We start from the raw sequence: 15,331 nt of genomic DNA, 5'->3' as shown, positions 1-15,331 counted from the left end.
GAGCGGTTAAACAAAATAATTTGGTGGGAGAGTTATTCACATGGGAGAAAACAGAGCCGAATTTCGACTCTGTTGAAGGGAAAGTCGTGAGTTTAAAAACGTTCGATATTCTCTTTTAACCACATTTCTGCGGCGTCTTCTGGCACATCATGGCTCAGTACATCGATTTTAAAGCAATCTGCGAGAGGGGTTGCACCAATATCCTCTAATAAATCATAAGCGTGTTGACCAGCGGCACAGAACGTATCGTAGCTAGAGTCACCAATCGCAATCACCGCAAATTTTACATCAGTCATTTTTGGCGGTGTATTTTGTAATGCTGCGATAAAAGGTTGGATATTATCAGGATACTCACCAGCTCCATGTGTAGAGGTGATCACCAACCACGTACCTTGATTTTCGATATCACTGAGGGAAGGCTGGTTGTGGATCGTTGTTTCAAATCCATTCTCGTTGAGTAGATCACTCAGGTGATCCCCTACGTATTCTGCGCCACCTAACGTGCTGCCTGTAATAATGTGGATCATACTTCTTCCTTATTGAATGCGACGGCTAAAGCTCATGGATGGCTTGCCGTACAAAAAGAAACGCGGTGTGAGTTAAGCTCAGCACCGCGCGTTCGATTATTTACTTCCCGATACAGAATGAAGAGAAGATTCGTCCCAGTAAGTCGTCAGAACTGAACTCACCGGTAATCTCATTGAGATGTTGTTGGGTGATACGTAGCTCTTCAGCCAATATTTCACCTGCCATATAGCCTTCAAGCTGCTCCTGGCCTATTTGAAGGTGCTGTGCGGCACGTTCTAATGCATCGAGATGACGACGACGAGCCATAAACCCACCTTCACTGTTGCCAGAGAAGCCCATACACTCCTTGAGATGATCGCGCAGAGCTTCAACCCCTGCACCAGTCTTCGCTGACAAACGGATAAGAGTAGGGTTATTGACGTGGCAGATCCCCATATCTTCACCCGTTTGATCCGCTTTATTACGGATCACAGTTATGCCAATGTTGTCTGGTAGGCGATCCACAAAATCTGGCCAGATATCTTTCGGATCGGTGGCGTCGGTTGTCGTGCCATCCACCATGAACAACACGCGGTCTGCTTGGGCTATTTCATCCCACGCGCGTTCGATACCGATTTTCTCTACTTCATCGGAAGCATCACGCAAACCTGCTGTATCAATGATGTGTAGTGGCATGCCATCAATATGGATATGCTCACGCAGTACATCACGCGTGGTTCCTGCGATGTCGGTTACGATTGCAGACTCTTTACCCGATAGTGCGTTCAGCAGGCTTGATTTGCCCGCATTTGGACGACCCGCAATCACGACTTTCATCCCTTCACGCATAATAGCGCCTTGGTTAGCTTCTTTGCGCACCGCATCTAGGTTGTCGATGATGGCTTGTAGGTCACCAGCCACTTTACCGTCGGCCAAAAAGTCGATCTCTTCTTCAGGGAAGTCGATGGCTGCTTCAACATAGATACGCAAATGAATCAGCGACTCAACTAAGGTATTAATGCGGCCTGAAAATGCGCCCTGTAAGGATTGCAGTGCCGATTTTGCTGCTTCTTCAGAACTGGCATCAATGAGGTCTGCGATCGCCTCGGCTTGAGCGAGGTCGAGTTTATCGTTCAGAAATGCGCGTTCAGAGAACTCACCAGGGCGAGCAGCTCGAATACCATCTATACCTAGAATGCGTTTTATCAGCATATCCATCACGACAGGGCCGCCATGGCCTTGCAGCTCAAGTACGTCTTCACCGGTAAATGAGTGTGGGTTAGGGAAGTACAGTGCGATGCCCTGATCAAGCACAGTGCCATCTTCTGACTTAAACGGCAGGTACTCTGCGTAGCGGGGCTTTAGTGTTTTGCCAGTGACTTCTAACGCCACTTGGTTGGCTTTAGGGCCAGAAACTCGAATAATACCGACACCGCCACGACCAGGCGCGGTCGCTTGAGCGACAATCGTATCTGTAGTCATAATTTTGCCTTTTGAGCTGGGCTATAGGGAAGATACCTAGGGAGCCATCACAATTAATTAGCTGAATTGTAATCAGCCAAAAACAAAAAGGCGACCTTTTGGCCGCCTTTCTCAATCATTTCCTAAAAGGTTACTTGCTGTGTAAGCCTTTTTTCTCTAATCCTTTGTAGATCAGAGTTTGCTGGATAAGCGTTACGATGTTCGACACCAACCAGTACAGAACGAGACCTGATGGGAAGAACAAGAAGAAGAAGGTAAACATAACCGGCATAAAGGTCATGATCTTCTGCTGCATTGGATCCGTTACCGTTGTCGGGCTCATCTTCTGGATTAGGAACATAGACGCACCCATCAATAGCGGCAGGATGTAGTAAGGGTCCTGCGCTGAAAGGTCATGAATCCAACCGAAGAATGGAGAGTGACGTAGCTCTACCGATTCCATTAGTGCCCAGTAAAGCGCGATGAAAATAGGCATCTGTAGGATAAGAGGTAAACAGCCACCTAGTGGGTTCACTTTCTCTTTCTTGTACAGTTCCATCATTTCTTGGCTCATGCGCTGACGGTCATCACCGATACGCTCACGCATAGCTTGCAGCTTAGGCTGAAGCATACGCATTTTCGCCATAGACGTGTATTGCGCTTTTGTTAGTGGGTACATTGCACCACGAACGATGAAGGTCAGACAGATGATTGCCACACCCCAGTTACCAACAAAGCTCTGGATGAATGAAAGCAACATATGAAGAGGCTTCGCAATGAACCATAACCAGCCGTAGTCCACTACTAGGTCTAGGTTAGGTGCCACTTCTGCCATTTCATCTTGCAGTTTTGGACCAACCCAAAGTGTTGCTTCAAACTTAGCCTGATCGCCTGTTGCGATAGTTTTGTTCGGCATACGAACGCCGATGTCGCCGAGGTTGCCAATTACACGAGTGTATAGGTTAGTACCTGGTTCGTTACGTGGGATCCAAGCTGCGGCAAAGTAGTGCTGAATCATTGCTGCCCAACCTTGGCCATCGGCTAGGTTAAGAGACAGGTTGCGATCCTGCATATCATCAAAGCTGTACTTCTTGTAACGCGTATCTTCTGTTGAGTATGCGCCACCACGGTAAGTAGGCATTGTGATGCTACCACCATCGTCCATTAGATTTTGACGTAGGTGAGCGTACATACCAAATGTTGCGTTGTTGCCTGAGTTGTTCACTACATCGTATTCAACATTAAGCGCGTAGCTGCCGCGTTTAAAGATGTAAGTTTTGGTGTATTCGATGCCGTTTGCAGTGAATGTCATCGGAACGCGAAGTTCATCTTGACCGTCAGCCATTGTGAAGCTGTCTGCACTTACGTTGTAGTGAGGGCGATTTGTGCTGCTCAAGTCGATACCTTGAGGACCCACTAGACCGCTTTGAGCGATAAATTGGTGACCTTGAGCGTCTTTAAGCAGAACAAAGGAATCTGATGAATCTAACTCAGCAGAGTATTCGTTAAGGTTGGCATGTACCACATCGCCACCAACGGTGTCGATCGACAGAGTTAAAACATCAGTCGTTACTGTGATAGTTTTTGCAGAAGCTTGCTGTTGACCAGGAACTGGGTCAAGTTCATCAGCAAAAGATGGTGCAGGTAGAGTGCTGCTTGATTGAGCCTGTTCAACTGCTTGAGGTTCTGGATTCTTTGCAACTTGCCATTGTTGAAACAGCAAAAAAGAAACCAGGGCCAAACCGATGAGCAGGATATTACGTTGAGAATCCATCGTTAGTTATCTCTGTCTTGTTTTTGGACTGGTGGAACGGGGTCATACCCCCCTTCATTCAAAGGGTGGCATTTTAATAGACGTTTGCCTGATAACCAACATCCTTTTACAAAACCGTGAGCTCTCAAAGCTTCTAGCGCGTAAGTGGAACAGGTTGGTGTGAACCGGCAACGAGGACCAATCAAAGGGCTGATAAACCAGCGATACAGATAAACGAGCCCAATGGCTATCCACGTGAAGGGTGAGACAGGCGTTGCCATAGCTTATCAAACAACTTAAAAATTTCCTCATTGCTTAAATCTTGCGCGCTTTTCTTCGCAATCACAACAAAATCTTTGTTTGGAAGCTGATGTTGATTGTTACGAAAGCTTTCACGAGCCAAACGCTTAAATCGGTTACGACCGACAGCCGTTTTGATTTGCTTTTTGGGAACCGCTAAACCTAATCGTGGGTGAGAAAGTTTGTTATTGCGAGCAATGATGGTGAAATGAGGCGAGCCAGCTCGATGAGCTTGCTGGAAGACGTTTTGATAATGCTCGGGAGTTAACAAACGTAACTCCCGATTAAACGCGTACGTGTTCAAAATAAACTAGCGATTATTTTGATAGGCGCGCACGGCCTTTTGCACGACGTGCGTTGATAACTTTACGACCGTTCTTAGTTGCCATGCGAGCACGGAAGCCGTGAGTACGCTTGCGCTTTAGAACTGTAGGTTGAAAAGTGCGTTTCATGATAATTACCTTTACTGATCAGTAGTTTTAGGTTCTTGTTAAACCCGGCGTGGGTATTTGCTTTCTTATATAAAGAAGCTCTTTATATAGAGAAGGACAACCGACGCCTCTCAACAAAGAGGCGGAATTGTAATCACACTCACATAATGTGTCAATGACTCAATGAGTACGAAATTCCGGCCGGGCGATTATACGTAGTGTGAGTAAAATCTCAAGGATCAATCGATCCTGATGCTTGATCGTTACTCTATTCCTACTTGGTTAAGGAATTTTTTCAAACGAGGATCTTGTGGATTATCGAAGATATCCTGTGGAGAACCTTGCTCAACGATATTGCCTTCCGCCATGAAGATCACTCTATCAGCGACTTCTTTCGCGAATTGCATCTCGTGCGTCACCACCAGCATGGTTTGATGCTGATTAGCTAACTTCTTCATTAATGAGAGAACTTCACCGACCCATTCAGGATCCAGCGCAGAAGTTGGTTCGTCAAACAACAGCAGTTCTGGTTGCAGCGCCATCGCTCGGCCGATACCCACACGTTGTTGTTGGCCGCCAGATAATGACGCTGGATAACTATCGCCTTTATCCCCAAGGCCGATGTCATCCAGAATTTGTTGCGCTCGTTTGAGAGCATCGGCTTTTTTCCAACCTCGAACGGTCACTAGACCTTCGGCAATGTTCTGGCGCGCATTCATGTGGGCAAACAGGGCATAGTTTTGGAACACAAAGCCAGTTCGACGACGCAGCGCTAATACTTCGGCTTTAGTGTGTTTTTGAGTATCAACGGAGATGTCATCTATCGTGATACGACCTTCATCTGCTTGTTCTAGAAAGTTCACCGTACGCAGCAAGGTTGATTTACCCGTACCACTTGAGCCGATAATCACGATGATCTCACCTTGCTTAATATCGAGGTCGATGCCTTTCAGCACTTCAGTCTCACCAAAACGTTTGTGAATATTTTCTAACTTAATCATCGTACGTACGCCTTATTCAGTTTTGCTTCTGCCCAGATTTGTACGCGAGTCAGAATCACCACCACGCCCCAGTAAATAAGAGCAACCGCAAGGAAAGCTTCAAAGAAACGGAAACTTGATGAGGCTTCCATCTGTGCTTTCGCCATGATTTCGGCCACACCAAGCGTGAAAGCAAGAGACGTTGACTTGATCATATCGATGAAATAGTTCATCAATGAAGGCAGTGCGACACGCGTTGCTTGAGGTAAAATCACTCGGCGCATTGCTTGGGATGTCGTCATACCGACCGATAAGCTCGCTTCCATTTGGCTGCGATCAATGCCAATAATGGCGGCACGAATACTTTCCGCCATATAAGCGGCAAAGTGCAGCGTTAAACCGATAACCGCTGCTGAAAAGGCGTCGATACCGACCATCAATGGAAAAATTTGCGGTAAGCCGTAATAAAGCAGGAAAAGCTGAACCAACAGTGGGGTGCCACGGAAGAAGCTGATGTACAGTTGGCTTAATTGATCCAGAACTGGCAGTTTAAATACGCGAATATTGGCTAAAATGACGGATAAAATCAGCGAAAACACCAATCCCCATGTCGCCATTTCCATGGTTGTGCCAAGATATTTCAGCAATATCGGCAGCAGTTCCAACATGTAATTAAAGTCAAATCCCATACGGCTTACCTAAAGGCTAGAGAAAAGAAAAGGTGGAAAACAAGTTCCACCTTTACGTAAGTTTATTTTAGTCCGAGAGTGATACCACTTTGCGGCCTAAAGTACAAAGAGTTCTTATTTCGTGATGTCAGCGCCAAACCACTTCACGGAAATTTTCTCTACTGTACCATCTGCGCGCATCTCAGCCAGTGCTTTGTTTACTTCTTCTTGCAGCTTACGACCTTTCTCGTTGTCCACGAAAGGCCATGCGTTTTGAATGGTCTCAAACGGTTCGCCTGCCAATTCCAAAGGAAGACCAGTTTTCTTAATCAGTTCTAAAGCAGAAAGACGATCCATTACAAATGCATCTGCACGACCGAGCGCCACGTCATGTTCGATACCTGTGTCGTACGTTTTAATATTGATCTTGCCGTCTTTGTCGTATTGACGCAGCAGTTGCTCAAAGTTAGAGCCTAGGTTCACCGCAACGGTTTTGCCCGCAAGATCGTCAACACCTTTGATGCTGTCGTTGCCTTTACGCACGGTAATTTGTGCGCCATCTACAACGTAAGGGTCAGCAAATAGGTATTTAGCTTTACGCTCATCAGTCATGGTGATTTGGTTGGAGATCGTATCGATACGACCAGTTTCTAAAAGACCAAATAAACCAGAGAAGTTGGCTGTTACGTATTCGATTTTGTAATCGTTACGTTTACCGATTTCATCCCACATGTCGACTTCAAAGCCTTGTAGCTTGTCTTGCTTTACAAAAGTAAACGGGAAGTAGCGACCTGACATACCAACTTTGACTTCAGTAGCGGCTTGTACGGTTGCTGCCGACAGTGCAATGGCTGCAACGGCAACCTTAATCCAGTTTTTCATAATACATCTCCATAATTTTATGGTTGGAAATACTACTGTTAGTTAGCTCAATTAAATAAATAACCAAGAGCAATAACCTAGACCTGTGAGTTATTAGATAATAGAAGAAGAATGTTAAATGTGACGAAAATGCGAACTGAACCTAGCGAAATGATCGACAAAATCAGCATTGGGAATAAAATAATACACAGACTTATCACCAATCGCTCGATCTTGTGAATTTTGCCCAATTGTGGATCGTTGTGTGGGCAAATTTGGGGCAAGGTGTGTTGATCTCATCAAGTTTGCAGAAATAATTGTGAATAACTTGGATCTTATTCACTGGATCGTCGATCAATCGCTGGCGATCTTGGTTATCAACAGGTAAAATTGCCAGTCTTTTCCGATAATTCAATTACTCAGTGGGGGCACCGTGTCATCTTCGCTTTGGCTGCAATGTTTGCAGCAGCTTCAAGAAGAGCTACCAGCTACAGAATTCAGCATGTGGGTTCGTCCGCTACAAGCGGAGCTCAATGACAATACTCTCACTCTATTCGCGCCAAACCGCTTTGTGTTGGACTGGGTGCGTGATAAGTATCTGAACAATATTACTCGCTTACTGCAGGAATACTGCGGTGGCGATATTCCTAACTTACGTTTTGAAGTGGGGAGCCGACCTGTCTCTGCACCAAAACCAGCGCCGACACGTACGCCTGCAGATGTGGCTGCGGAGTCATCTGCACCTGCGCAATTACAGGCGCGTAAGCCAGTACACAAAACCTGGGATGACGACGCTCAAGCGATTGCGGCTATCAATCACCGCTCAAACATGAACCCAAAACACAAATTCGACAACTTTGTTGAAGGTAAGTCGAACCAACTGGGTTTGGCTGCGGCGCGTCAGGTATCGGATAACCCAGGTGCAGCTTACAACCCACTATTCCTATACGGCGGCACGGGTTTGGGTAAAACCCACTTATTGCATGCGGTGGGTAACGCGATTGTGGATAACAACCCGAACGCAAAAGTGGTCTACATGCACTCAGAACGTTTTGTGCAAGACATGGTGAAAGCGCTGCAAAACAATGCGATTGAAGAATTCAAACGCTACTACCGCAGCGTGGATGCGCTCCTTATCGATGACATCCAATTCTTTGCTAATAAAGAACGTTCACAAGAAGAATTCTTCCATACCTTCAACGCACTATTGGAAGGTAATCAGCAGATCATTCTAACGTCTGACCGTTATCCTAAAGAAATTAATGGCGTTGAAGATCGTCTTAAATCTCGCTTTGGTTGGGGTCTTACTGTTGCGATCGAGCCACCTGAGCTTGAAACGCGTGTGGCGATCTTGATGAAAAAAGCCGAAGATCACCAAATCCACCTTGCTGATGAAGTGGCATTCTTCATTGCCAAGCGTCTGCGTTCGAACGTTCGTGAGCTCGAAGGTGCACTGAACCGTGTTATCGCGAACGCGAACTTTACTGGTCGTCCAATTACGATTGATTTTGTTCGTGAAGCGCTGCGCGATCTGCTTGCTCTACAAGAGAAGCTGGTGACGATCGATAACATTCAAAAGACCGTGGCGGAATACTACAAGATTAAAGTGGCGGACTTGCTGTCTAAGCGTCGTTCTCGTTCTGTAGCGCGTCCTCGTCAGCTGGCCATGGCGTTAGCAAAAGAACTAACCAACCATAGCTTGCCTGAAATTGGCGATGCGTTTGGGGGCCGCGATCATACGACCGTACTTCATGCGTGTCGCAAGATTGAGCAGCTGCGTGAAGAGAGCCACGACATTAAAGAAGATTACTCTAACTTGATTCGCACCCTGTCTTCGTAATCGGTTAGAATAACGGTATTCTAAGCAAATCATTTATTGAGCTGACAGCGTAAAGAGCCAAGCATGAAATTTACCATTGAACGTAGTCATTTAATCAAACCGCTACAGCAGGTTTCGGGCGCTTTAGGTGGCCGACCAACTCTGCCAATCCTGGGTAACCTACTTCTTAAAGTAGAAGAGAACGTATTGTCGATGACGGCAACCGATCTTGAAGTAGAGTTAGTAAGCAAAGTGACGCTAGAAGGTGATTTTGAAGCGGGCAGCATTACCGTTCCTTCGCGTAAGTTTCTCGATATCTGTCGTGGTTTACCGGACGATGCGATCATCACATTTGTATTAGAAGGTGATCGCGTACAAGTTCGCTCTGGTCGCAGCCGTTTCTCGTTGGCAACGCTTCCTGCGAACGATTTCCCTAATATTGAAGATTGGCAAAGCGAAGTGGAAGTATCACTGAGCCAAGCTGATTTACGTACGCTGATCGACAAAACTCAGTTCTCGATGGCGAATCAAGACGTTCGTTACTACCTCAACGGCATGTTGTTTGAAATTGACGGCACCACGCTACGCAGCGTGGCGACGGACGGCCACCGTATGGCGGTATCGCAAACTCAGCTAGGTGCGGACTTTGCGCAGAAGCAAATCATCGTGCCACGCAAAGGTGTGCAAGAATTAGTAAAGTTGATGGATGCGCCAGAGCAGCCCGTAGTACTTCAGATCGGTAGCTCCAATGTTCGTGCTGAGGTGAATAACTTTACTTTTACCTCTAAGTTGGTTGATGGTCGTTTCCCTGATTACCGCCGTGTATTGCCTCAGAGCACCAATAAGACCCTAATAGCAAGTTGTGACGAGTTGCGCCAAGCCTTCTCTCGTGCTGCGATTCTTTCCAACGAAAAATTCCGTGGCGTGCGTGTGAATCTGGCTGATACTGAAATGCGCATTACTGCCAATAACCCAGAGCAAGAAGAAGCAGAAGAAATGCTAGACGTGACCTTTGAAGGTGACGCTATCGAGATCGGCTTCAACGTTAGCTACGTGCTTGATGTGCTTAATACACTGCGTTGCGATAACGTGCGTGTGTCGATGTCAGATGCGAACGCAAGTGCGTTGATTGAAAACGCAGACGACGACAGTGCCATGTACGTGGTGATGCCAATTCGTCTATAAGCCATCTGAATGCCACTTTCTCGCCTCATCATTCAGCAGTTTCGAAACATTAAAGCCTGTGATATTGAGTTATCAGCAGGCTTTAACTTTCTTATCGGGCCGAACGGCAGCGGTAAAACCAGTGTCTTAGAAGCGGTTTATCTGCTCGGGCATGGCCGCTCATTCAAGAGCTCTCTCACCGGACGAGTGATACAAAATGAGTGTGACGAACTGTTTGTTCATGGTCGTTTTTTGAACTCGGATCAATTTGAGCTACCTATCGGCATTAATAAGCAGCGTGATGGCTCAACAGAGGTTAAAATAGGCGGTCAATCTGGACAAAAATTAGCGCAGTTGGCACAAGTTCTGCCTCTGCAGTTGATACACCCAGAAGGGTTTGATTTACTGACAGATGGCCCTAAACATCGTCGTGCGTTTATTGATTGGGGCGTGTTTCATACCGAGCCCGCTTTTTATCAAGCATGGGGAAGGTTCAAGCGCCTGAACAAGCAGCGCAACGCGTTGTTGAAAACCGCCAATAGTTATCGTGAGCTCAGTTATTGGGATCAGGAAATGGCAGGATTGGCTGAAAACATCAGCCAATGGCGAGCAAGTTACATCGAGCAGATGAAAACTGTCGCAGAAACTATCTGTCAGACATTTTTGCCAGAATTTGAGATCCAATTGAAGTATTATCGTGGCTGGGATAAAGACACTCCATACCACGAGATACTAGAAAAGAATTTTGAGCGTGATCAGGCATTGGGATACACCTTTAGTGGCCCAAACAAAGCTGATTTGCGCATTAAAGTGAACGGAACGCCCGTTGAAGATGTTCTGTCACGCGGTCAATTAAAACTCATGGTGTGTGCATTGCGTGTAGCGCAAGGGCAACACCTGACAGAGATGGCCGGTAAACAATGCATTTACCTAATTGATGACTTCGCGTCGGAATTAGATAGCCAACGTCGCAAGCGTCTTGCTGACTGCTTAAAAGAGACGGGCGCACAAGTATTTGTAAGCTCTATCACTGAAAGCCAAATCGCCGATATGTTGGACGATAACGGTAAATTGTTTCATGTGGAACATGGCAGGATAGAGTCAAACTAGAAGAGAGAAACTCATGTCTGAAAATTACGATTCATCGAGTATTAAGGTACTGAAGGGTCTGGATGCGGTACGTAAGCGTCCAGGAATGTACATCGGCGATACGGACGACGGCACCGGCCTTCACCACATGGTTTTCGAGGTGGTGGATAACTCAATTGATGAAGCGTTGGCAGGTCACTGTAAAGACATCGTTGTGACAATTCATGAGGATAACTCGGTTTCCGTTAGCGATGATGGTCGTGGCATTCCAACAGAAATCCACTCTGAGGAAAATGTCTCTGCAGCAGAAGTAATCATGACGGTTCTTCACGCGGGTGGTAAGTTCGACGATAACTCATACAAAGTATCGGGTGGTCTTCACGGGGTAGGTGTTTCAGTAGTAAACGCACTATCAGAGAAAGTTGAGCTAACGATTCATCGTGGTGGTCATATCCATACGCAAACCTACCGCCATGGTGAGCCTCAAGCGCCACTAGCCGTTGTGGGTGATACGGATAAAACCGGTACACAAATTCGTTTCTGGCCAAGTGCCGAGACGTTCTCTAACACTGAGTTCCACTATGACATTCTGGCGAAACGCCTGCGTGAACTGTCATTCCTGAACTCTGGTGTGTCGATCAAATTGGTTGATGAACGTGAAGCGGACAAACATGATCACTTCATGTATGAAGGTGGTATTCAAGCGTTCGTTGATCACCTAAACACCAACAAAACGCCAATCATCGAAAAAATCTTCCACTTTAATTCTGAGCGTGAAGACGGCATTTCAGTTGAAGTGGCGATGCAATGGAACGATGGTTTCCAAGAGAATATCTTCTGCTTTACCAACAATATCCCACAGCGTGATGGTGGTACTCACCTTGCTGGTTTCCGTGCTGCGCTAACACGTACATTGAACAGCTTTATGGATAAAGAAGGTTTCTCGAAGAAAGCGAAAACAGCGACTTCAGGCGACGATGCGCGTGAAGGTCTAACTGCGGTTGTTTCGGTGAAAGTGCCTGATCCTAAATTCTCAAGCCAAACAAAAGACAAACTGGTTTCTTCTGAAGTGAAATCAGCTGTTGAGTCTGCAATGGGTGAAAAACTGTCTGAGTTCCTGATTGAGAACCCGACAGAAGCGAAGATGGTTTGTTCGAAAATCATCGATGCAGCACGTGCTCGTGAAGCAGCGCGTAAAGCTCGTGAAATGACGCGCCGTAAAGGTGCACTAGACCTAGCTGGCCTTCCAGGTAAACTTGCAGACTGTCAGGAAAAAGATCCGGCACTCTCTGAACTATACATAGTGGAGGGTGATTCGGCAGGCGGCTCCGCAAAACAAGGCCGTAACCGTAAGAACCAAGCGATCCTACCGCTAAAAGGTAAGATTCTTAACGTAGAAAAAGCACGTTTCGACAAGATGCTATCTTCTCAAGAAGTAGCAACACTGATCACCGCACTAGGTTGTGGTATCGGTCGTGACGAGTACAACCCGGACAAGCTTCGTTACCACAACATCATCATCATGACCGATGCCGATGTCGATGGTTCGCACATCCGTACGCTACTGTTGACCTTCTTCTACCGTCAAATGCCAGAGCTTATCGAGCGTGGTTATGTCTACATCGCTCAGCCACCACTATACAAAGTGAAAAAAGGCAAACAAGAGCAGTACATCAAAGATGAAGAAGCGATGAACCAATACCAAGTATCATTAGCTCTGGATAATGCATCGCTACACGTAAACGCAGAAGCACCTGCACTGGCTGGTGAAGCACTAGAGAAGCTTGTTCAACAGTACAATGCGGGTATTAAACTGGCGGAACGTATGAGCCGTCGCTACCCAAGTGCTTTGGTAAACGAGTTGATTTACACTCCTCGTCTAACGCCAGAGCAATGCCATGACGCATCAGTTGTGGAAGCGTGGACGAAGCAGCTTATTGAGCAGCTGAATGCGAAAGAAGTGGGTGCAAGCCAGTACAGCTACGAAGTTGAGCAGCACGAAGAGCTAGGCTTAAACTTGCCTAAGATTGTGGTTCGTACTCACGGAGTGACGCACGAACATGCAATTAGCATCGACTTCCTAAACTCGAAAGAGTACGGCAAGTTGGCTGATCTATCAGAAGCACTTGATGGACTTCTGGAAGAAGGCGCGTACATCAAACGTGGTGAGCGTACTATGCCAGTGGCAAACTTTGCAGAAGCGCTTGACTGGTTAGTGAAAGAGTCAATGCGTGGCTTAAGCCGTCAGCGCTACAAAGGTCTAGGTGAGATGAACCCAGACCAACTTTGGGAAACCACCATGGACCCAGAAACTCGTCGTATGATGCAGGTAACGATTGAAGATGCGGTAGGCGCAGATCAACTGTTCACTACGCTAATGGGTGACCAAGTAGAACCTCGTCGTAACTTCATCGAAGAGAACGCACTGAAAGTAGCGAACCTAGACGTATAACGACACTGTTCGTGATAGTAAAAAGCAGCGAGAAATCGCTGCTTTTTTTGTTTTACCACCAGCTAAAATCGCCACTTTCTGCCAAAGCTGATGTTTTTCTGGTACTAACTGCCAACAACCCGATCAAGCCTGCCATTTTATTTCTGTTTTCTTTTTTTCTCGCCATTTTGTTCGCTTGAGCGTTTTTGCTTTCTTTTTTCTGCTCGCTATAGTGCTGAAGAACTGATGAATAAGGAGACTAAGAAAATGGTGATGATTTTCCTGAACTAAGCCGGAAGTGATGCACTTCCGGTTCAATGCACTGAATTTATTTGTAAGACAAGGCATTAAGAAGGAAATAATCATGTTTGAACGCTGGTTCTCGGCGTACTGCTTGGCGCTGCGAACTTGGTGGTTAACCAGTCGCTTTTTAACCTATCAATCACCACTAAGGTTGTTATCGCTATTTGAAACCTGCGAGCAACAAGCCCATTGCCGTAACCGAGCTCGTATTGCGGTTGGAGACACGGTTCGCTTAGTGGATGTTGAACGCGCCTATCAATATCGCATGACATTGGTCAGCTCGCGCAAGGGGCAACCCATGACAGGTATGCTCGCGGTCGATTCTTATTTGGGGTCTCGACTGTTAGGTCGAGCTAAAAATGATGCGCTCGAAGTGGAAATTTTTAATCAGCGACGCTGCTTTGTGATTACTGAAATTGTTCATCAATCGCAGCCACCAGCTCAGAAAATGCTGTGTGGTTGTCTGTTGTGCCAATAAATAGAGGTGAAGTCATGAGTAAGAAAGAAAAGAAACAACCGCAGTTGAGTCTAAAAGAAAAGCGCAAACTAAAGCAGGAAAAGGCGGCAGAAAAGGGCGTTGTAAAAGCGCGTAAATCCTCCCGCAAGTAAAGTGTAGATTGAGCCCTCCAGAACGGCGGGCTTTTTATCACTGATCGCGAAGTGATGAGGAACTAAGCTGTTCAAGGGGATAGTGGATGCTTTAAAAATTTTTTATTTTTTCCCTTGAAAGTCATTTTTGACGACCTTATATCTAGTTGTGAAGAGGGTGACTGGCTTGCTAGAGACTAGAAGACCAGCCCTCTGGAATCGCTAAAACGAGATCGCTCAGAAGAGGATATGGCGTTTTGGCACACAACTTAAACCTTTAGATTCAATATCATGTCTCCGAGCCAAACCAAGGCCAGTGGAATGATAAGAATCTCTTAGTTCGGCGTTGGTTTTTGCATAAACACGCCAGTAGGATGAAACTCATCTGAACTAAGACTATTGCTTAATTAAGAGGATAGATTTATGCGTAATGTAGACTTCTCACCACTATACCGTAATGCAATTGGCTTTGATCGTCTGCTAAACCTGATGGAAGCGAATACAGCGAAAAATACTTCTGGCGGTTACCCTCCATACAACATTGAGCAAAAAGACGAGCACAACTACCGTATTACTATGGCCGTTGCTGGCTTCTCTGAAGACCAACTCGATCTGACTCAAAACGAAAACATGTTGATTGTGAAGGGCGAACGTAAAGCCGAAGAAGGCAAAAACTATGTTTACCAAGGTATTGCAGAACGCGATTTTGAACGTAAATTCCAGCTAGCGGATTACGTAAAAGTCGTGGGTGCATCAATGGAAAACGGTCTGCTTCATATCGATTTAGTTCGTGAAATCCCTGAAGCCATGCAACCACGTAAGATTGCTATCGGTGGTAACAACCTGATTGAGAACAACTAATCAGTTAACCACCCGGTTATAGAATGAGAAAGAGCGCCATATGGGCGCTCTTTTTAGTTTGGGGTTTTCAAATCCGCTATTTTAAAGCCGTAATTTCAAAGAGAAGAACGGCTGA

General features: G+C 46.1%; 15 protein-coding genes. 6 read left to right on the top strand and 9 right to left on the bottom strand.

The genetic code is table 11. The features are described 5' to 3' along the window. Positions 1-92: 92 nt before the first annotated feature. From mioC to R8N28_RS17265, 9 genes are all read right to left on the bottom strand, one after another. Positions 93-527: an FMN-binding protein MioC gene (gene mioC, locus R8N28_RS17305; protein ID WP_005378900.1), complete on the bottom strand. Its 435-nt coding sequence runs from the start codon at positions 525-527 to the stop codon at positions 93-95. A gap of 100 nt (positions 528-627) precedes the next feature. Then, entirely contained in the window at positions 628-1,989 is a 1,362-nt protein-coding gene (mnmE, locus tag R8N28_RS17300) for a tRNA uridine-5-carboxymethylaminomethyl(34) synthesis GTPase MnmE (protein WP_005383836.1), read from the bottom strand. A 130-nt stretch (positions 1,990-2,119) separates the two neighbouring features. After that, the gene (yidC, locus tag R8N28_RS17295) at positions 2,120-3,742 is read right to left on the bottom strand and encodes a membrane protein insertase YidC (RefSeq protein ID WP_005383834.1); all 1,623 of its coding nucleotides are present in this window, start codon (positions 3,740-3,742) and stop codon (positions 2,120-2,122) included. Between the two features lie 2 nt (positions 3,743-3,744). Further along, positions 3,745-4,002: a membrane protein insertion efficiency factor YidD gene (gene yidD / locus R8N28_RS17290; RefSeq protein WP_005378822.1), complete on the bottom strand. Its 258-nt coding sequence runs from the start codon at positions 4,000-4,002 to the stop codon at positions 3,745-3,747. Further along, positions 3,969-4,292 (bottom strand): ribonuclease P protein component, encoded by a 324-nt coding sequence (gene rnpA, locus R8N28_RS17285; protein WP_262635474.1) that lies wholly within the window; start codon positions 4,290-4,292, stop codon positions 3,969-3,971. The genes yidD and rnpA overlap by 34 nt, the downstream gene beginning before the upstream one ends. Positions 4,293-4,338: 46 nt before the next feature. Next, on the bottom strand, positions 4,339-4,473 hold the full coding sequence (rpmH, locus tag R8N28_RS17280; protein ID WP_005378825.1) for a 50S ribosomal protein L34: 135 nt from the start codon (positions 4,471-4,473) through the stop codon (positions 4,339-4,341). Positions 4,474-4,715: 242 nt separating this feature from the next. Further along, the gene (locus R8N28_RS17275) at positions 4,716-5,453 is read right to left on the bottom strand and encodes an amino acid ABC transporter ATP-binding protein (protein WP_054730019.1); all 738 of its coding nucleotides are present in this window, start codon (positions 5,451-5,453) and stop codon (positions 4,716-4,718) included. Further along, positions 5,450-6,121 carry an amino acid ABC transporter permease gene (locus R8N28_RS17270; protein WP_005378829.1) on the bottom strand — a complete coding sequence of 224 codons (672 nt, stop codon included), beginning with the start codon at positions 6,119-6,121 and terminating at the stop codon, positions 5,450-5,452. The genes R8N28_RS17275 and R8N28_RS17270 overlap by 4 nt, the downstream gene beginning before the upstream one ends. A gap of 114 nt (positions 6,122-6,235) precedes the next feature. Next, the gene (locus R8N28_RS17265; RefSeq protein WP_005378831.1) at positions 6,236-6,982 is read right to left on the bottom strand and encodes an amino acid ABC transporter substrate-binding protein; all 747 of its coding nucleotides are present in this window, start codon (positions 6,980-6,982) and stop codon (positions 6,236-6,238) included. 412 nt (positions 6,983-7,394) lie between these two features. On the opposite strand from R8N28_RS17265, the gene dnaA reads away from it, so the two are divergent. From dnaA to R8N28_RS17235, 6 genes are all read left to right on the top strand, one after another. Beyond that, positions 7,395-8,801, top strand: a complete 1,407-nt coding sequence (gene dnaA / locus R8N28_RS17260; protein ID WP_005378835.1) for a chromosomal replication initiator protein DnaA — start codon at positions 7,395-7,397, stop codon at positions 8,799-8,801. A 63-nt stretch (positions 8,802-8,864) separates the two neighbouring features. Continuing rightward, positions 8,865-9,965: a DNA polymerase III subunit beta gene (gene dnaN / locus R8N28_RS17255; protein WP_158157052.1), complete on the top strand. Its 1,101-nt coding sequence runs from the start codon at positions 8,865-8,867 to the stop codon at positions 9,963-9,965. A gap of 9 nt (positions 9,966-9,974) precedes the next feature. Further along, positions 9,975-11,054 (top strand): DNA replication/repair protein RecF, encoded by a 1,080-nt coding sequence (recF, locus tag R8N28_RS17250; RefSeq protein ID WP_005378839.1) that lies wholly within the window; start codon positions 9,975-9,977, stop codon positions 11,052-11,054. A 13-nt stretch (positions 11,055-11,067) separates the two neighbouring features. Continuing rightward, positions 11,068-13,485 carry a DNA topoisomerase (ATP-hydrolyzing) subunit B gene (gene gyrB, locus R8N28_RS17245; RefSeq protein WP_005378841.1) on the top strand — a complete coding sequence of 806 codons (2,418 nt, stop codon included), beginning with the start codon at positions 11,068-11,070 and terminating at the stop codon, positions 13,483-13,485. A 343-nt stretch (positions 13,486-13,828) separates the two neighbouring features. Further along, on the top strand, positions 13,829-14,245 hold the full coding sequence (locus R8N28_RS17240; RefSeq protein WP_025768940.1) for a GreA/GreB family elongation factor: 417 nt from the start codon (positions 13,829-13,831) through the stop codon (positions 14,243-14,245). Positions 14,246-14,778: 533 nt separating this feature from the next. Then, positions 14,779-15,216, top strand: coding sequence for an Hsp20 family protein (locus R8N28_RS17235; protein ID WP_213898944.1), 438 nt, complete (start codon positions 14,779-14,781; stop codon positions 15,214-15,216). Positions 15,217-15,331: the final 115 nt, after the last annotated feature.

The organism is Vibrio sp. Vb1554 (assembly GCF_033344235.1).
Note: the sequence above shows the minus strand (reverse complement) of the source record. Positions and strands in the feature narration are given on the sequence as shown.

Bases quoted from the DNA above. Each gene is read 5' to 3' on its own strand.
- mioC (WP_005378900.1), bottom strand. From the start codon at position 527: ATGATCCACATTATTACAGGCAGCACGTTAGGTGGCGCAGAATACGTA.
- rpmH (WP_005378825.1), bottom strand. From the start codon at position 4,473: ATGAAACGCACTTTTCAACCTACAGTTCTAAAGCGCAAGCGTACTCAC.
- R8N28_RS17235 (WP_213898944.1), top strand. From the start codon at position 14,779: ATGCGTAATGTAGACTTCTCACCACTATACCGTAATGCAATTGGCTTT.
- dnaN (WP_158157052.1), top strand. From the start codon at position 8,865: ATGAAATTTACCATTGAACGTAGTCATTTAATCAAACCGCTACAGCAG.
- R8N28_RS17270 (WP_005378829.1), bottom strand. From the start codon at position 6,121: ATGGGATTTGACTTTAATTACATGTTGGAACTGCTGCCGATATTGCTG.
- recF (WP_005378839.1), top strand. From the start codon at position 9,975: ATGCCACTTTCTCGCCTCATCATTCAGCAGTTTCGAAACATTAAAGCC.
- R8N28_RS17265 (WP_005378831.1), bottom strand. From the start codon at position 6,982: ATGAAAAACTGGATTAAGGTTGCCGTTGCAGCCATTGCACTGTCGGCA.
- R8N28_RS17240 (WP_025768940.1), top strand. From the start codon at position 13,829: ATGTTTGAACGCTGGTTCTCGGCGTACTGCTTGGCGCTGCGAACTTGG.
- gyrB (WP_005378841.1), top strand. From the start codon at position 11,068: ATGTCTGAAAATTACGATTCATCGAGTATTAAGGTACTGAAGGGTCTG.
- yidC (WP_005383834.1), bottom strand. From the start codon at position 3,742: ATGGATTCTCAACGTAATATCCTGCTCATCGGTTTGGCCCTGGTTTCT.
- R8N28_RS17275 (WP_054730019.1), bottom strand. From the start codon at position 5,453: ATGATTAAGTTAGAAAATATTCACAAACGTTTTGGTGAGACTGAAGTG.
- mnmE (WP_005383836.1), bottom strand. From the start codon at position 1,989: ATGACTACAGATACGATTGTCGCTCAAGCGACCGCGCCTGGTCGTGGC.
- yidD (WP_005378822.1), bottom strand. From the start codon at position 4,002: ATGGCAACGCCTGTCTCACCCTTCACGTGGATAGCCATTGGGCTCGTT.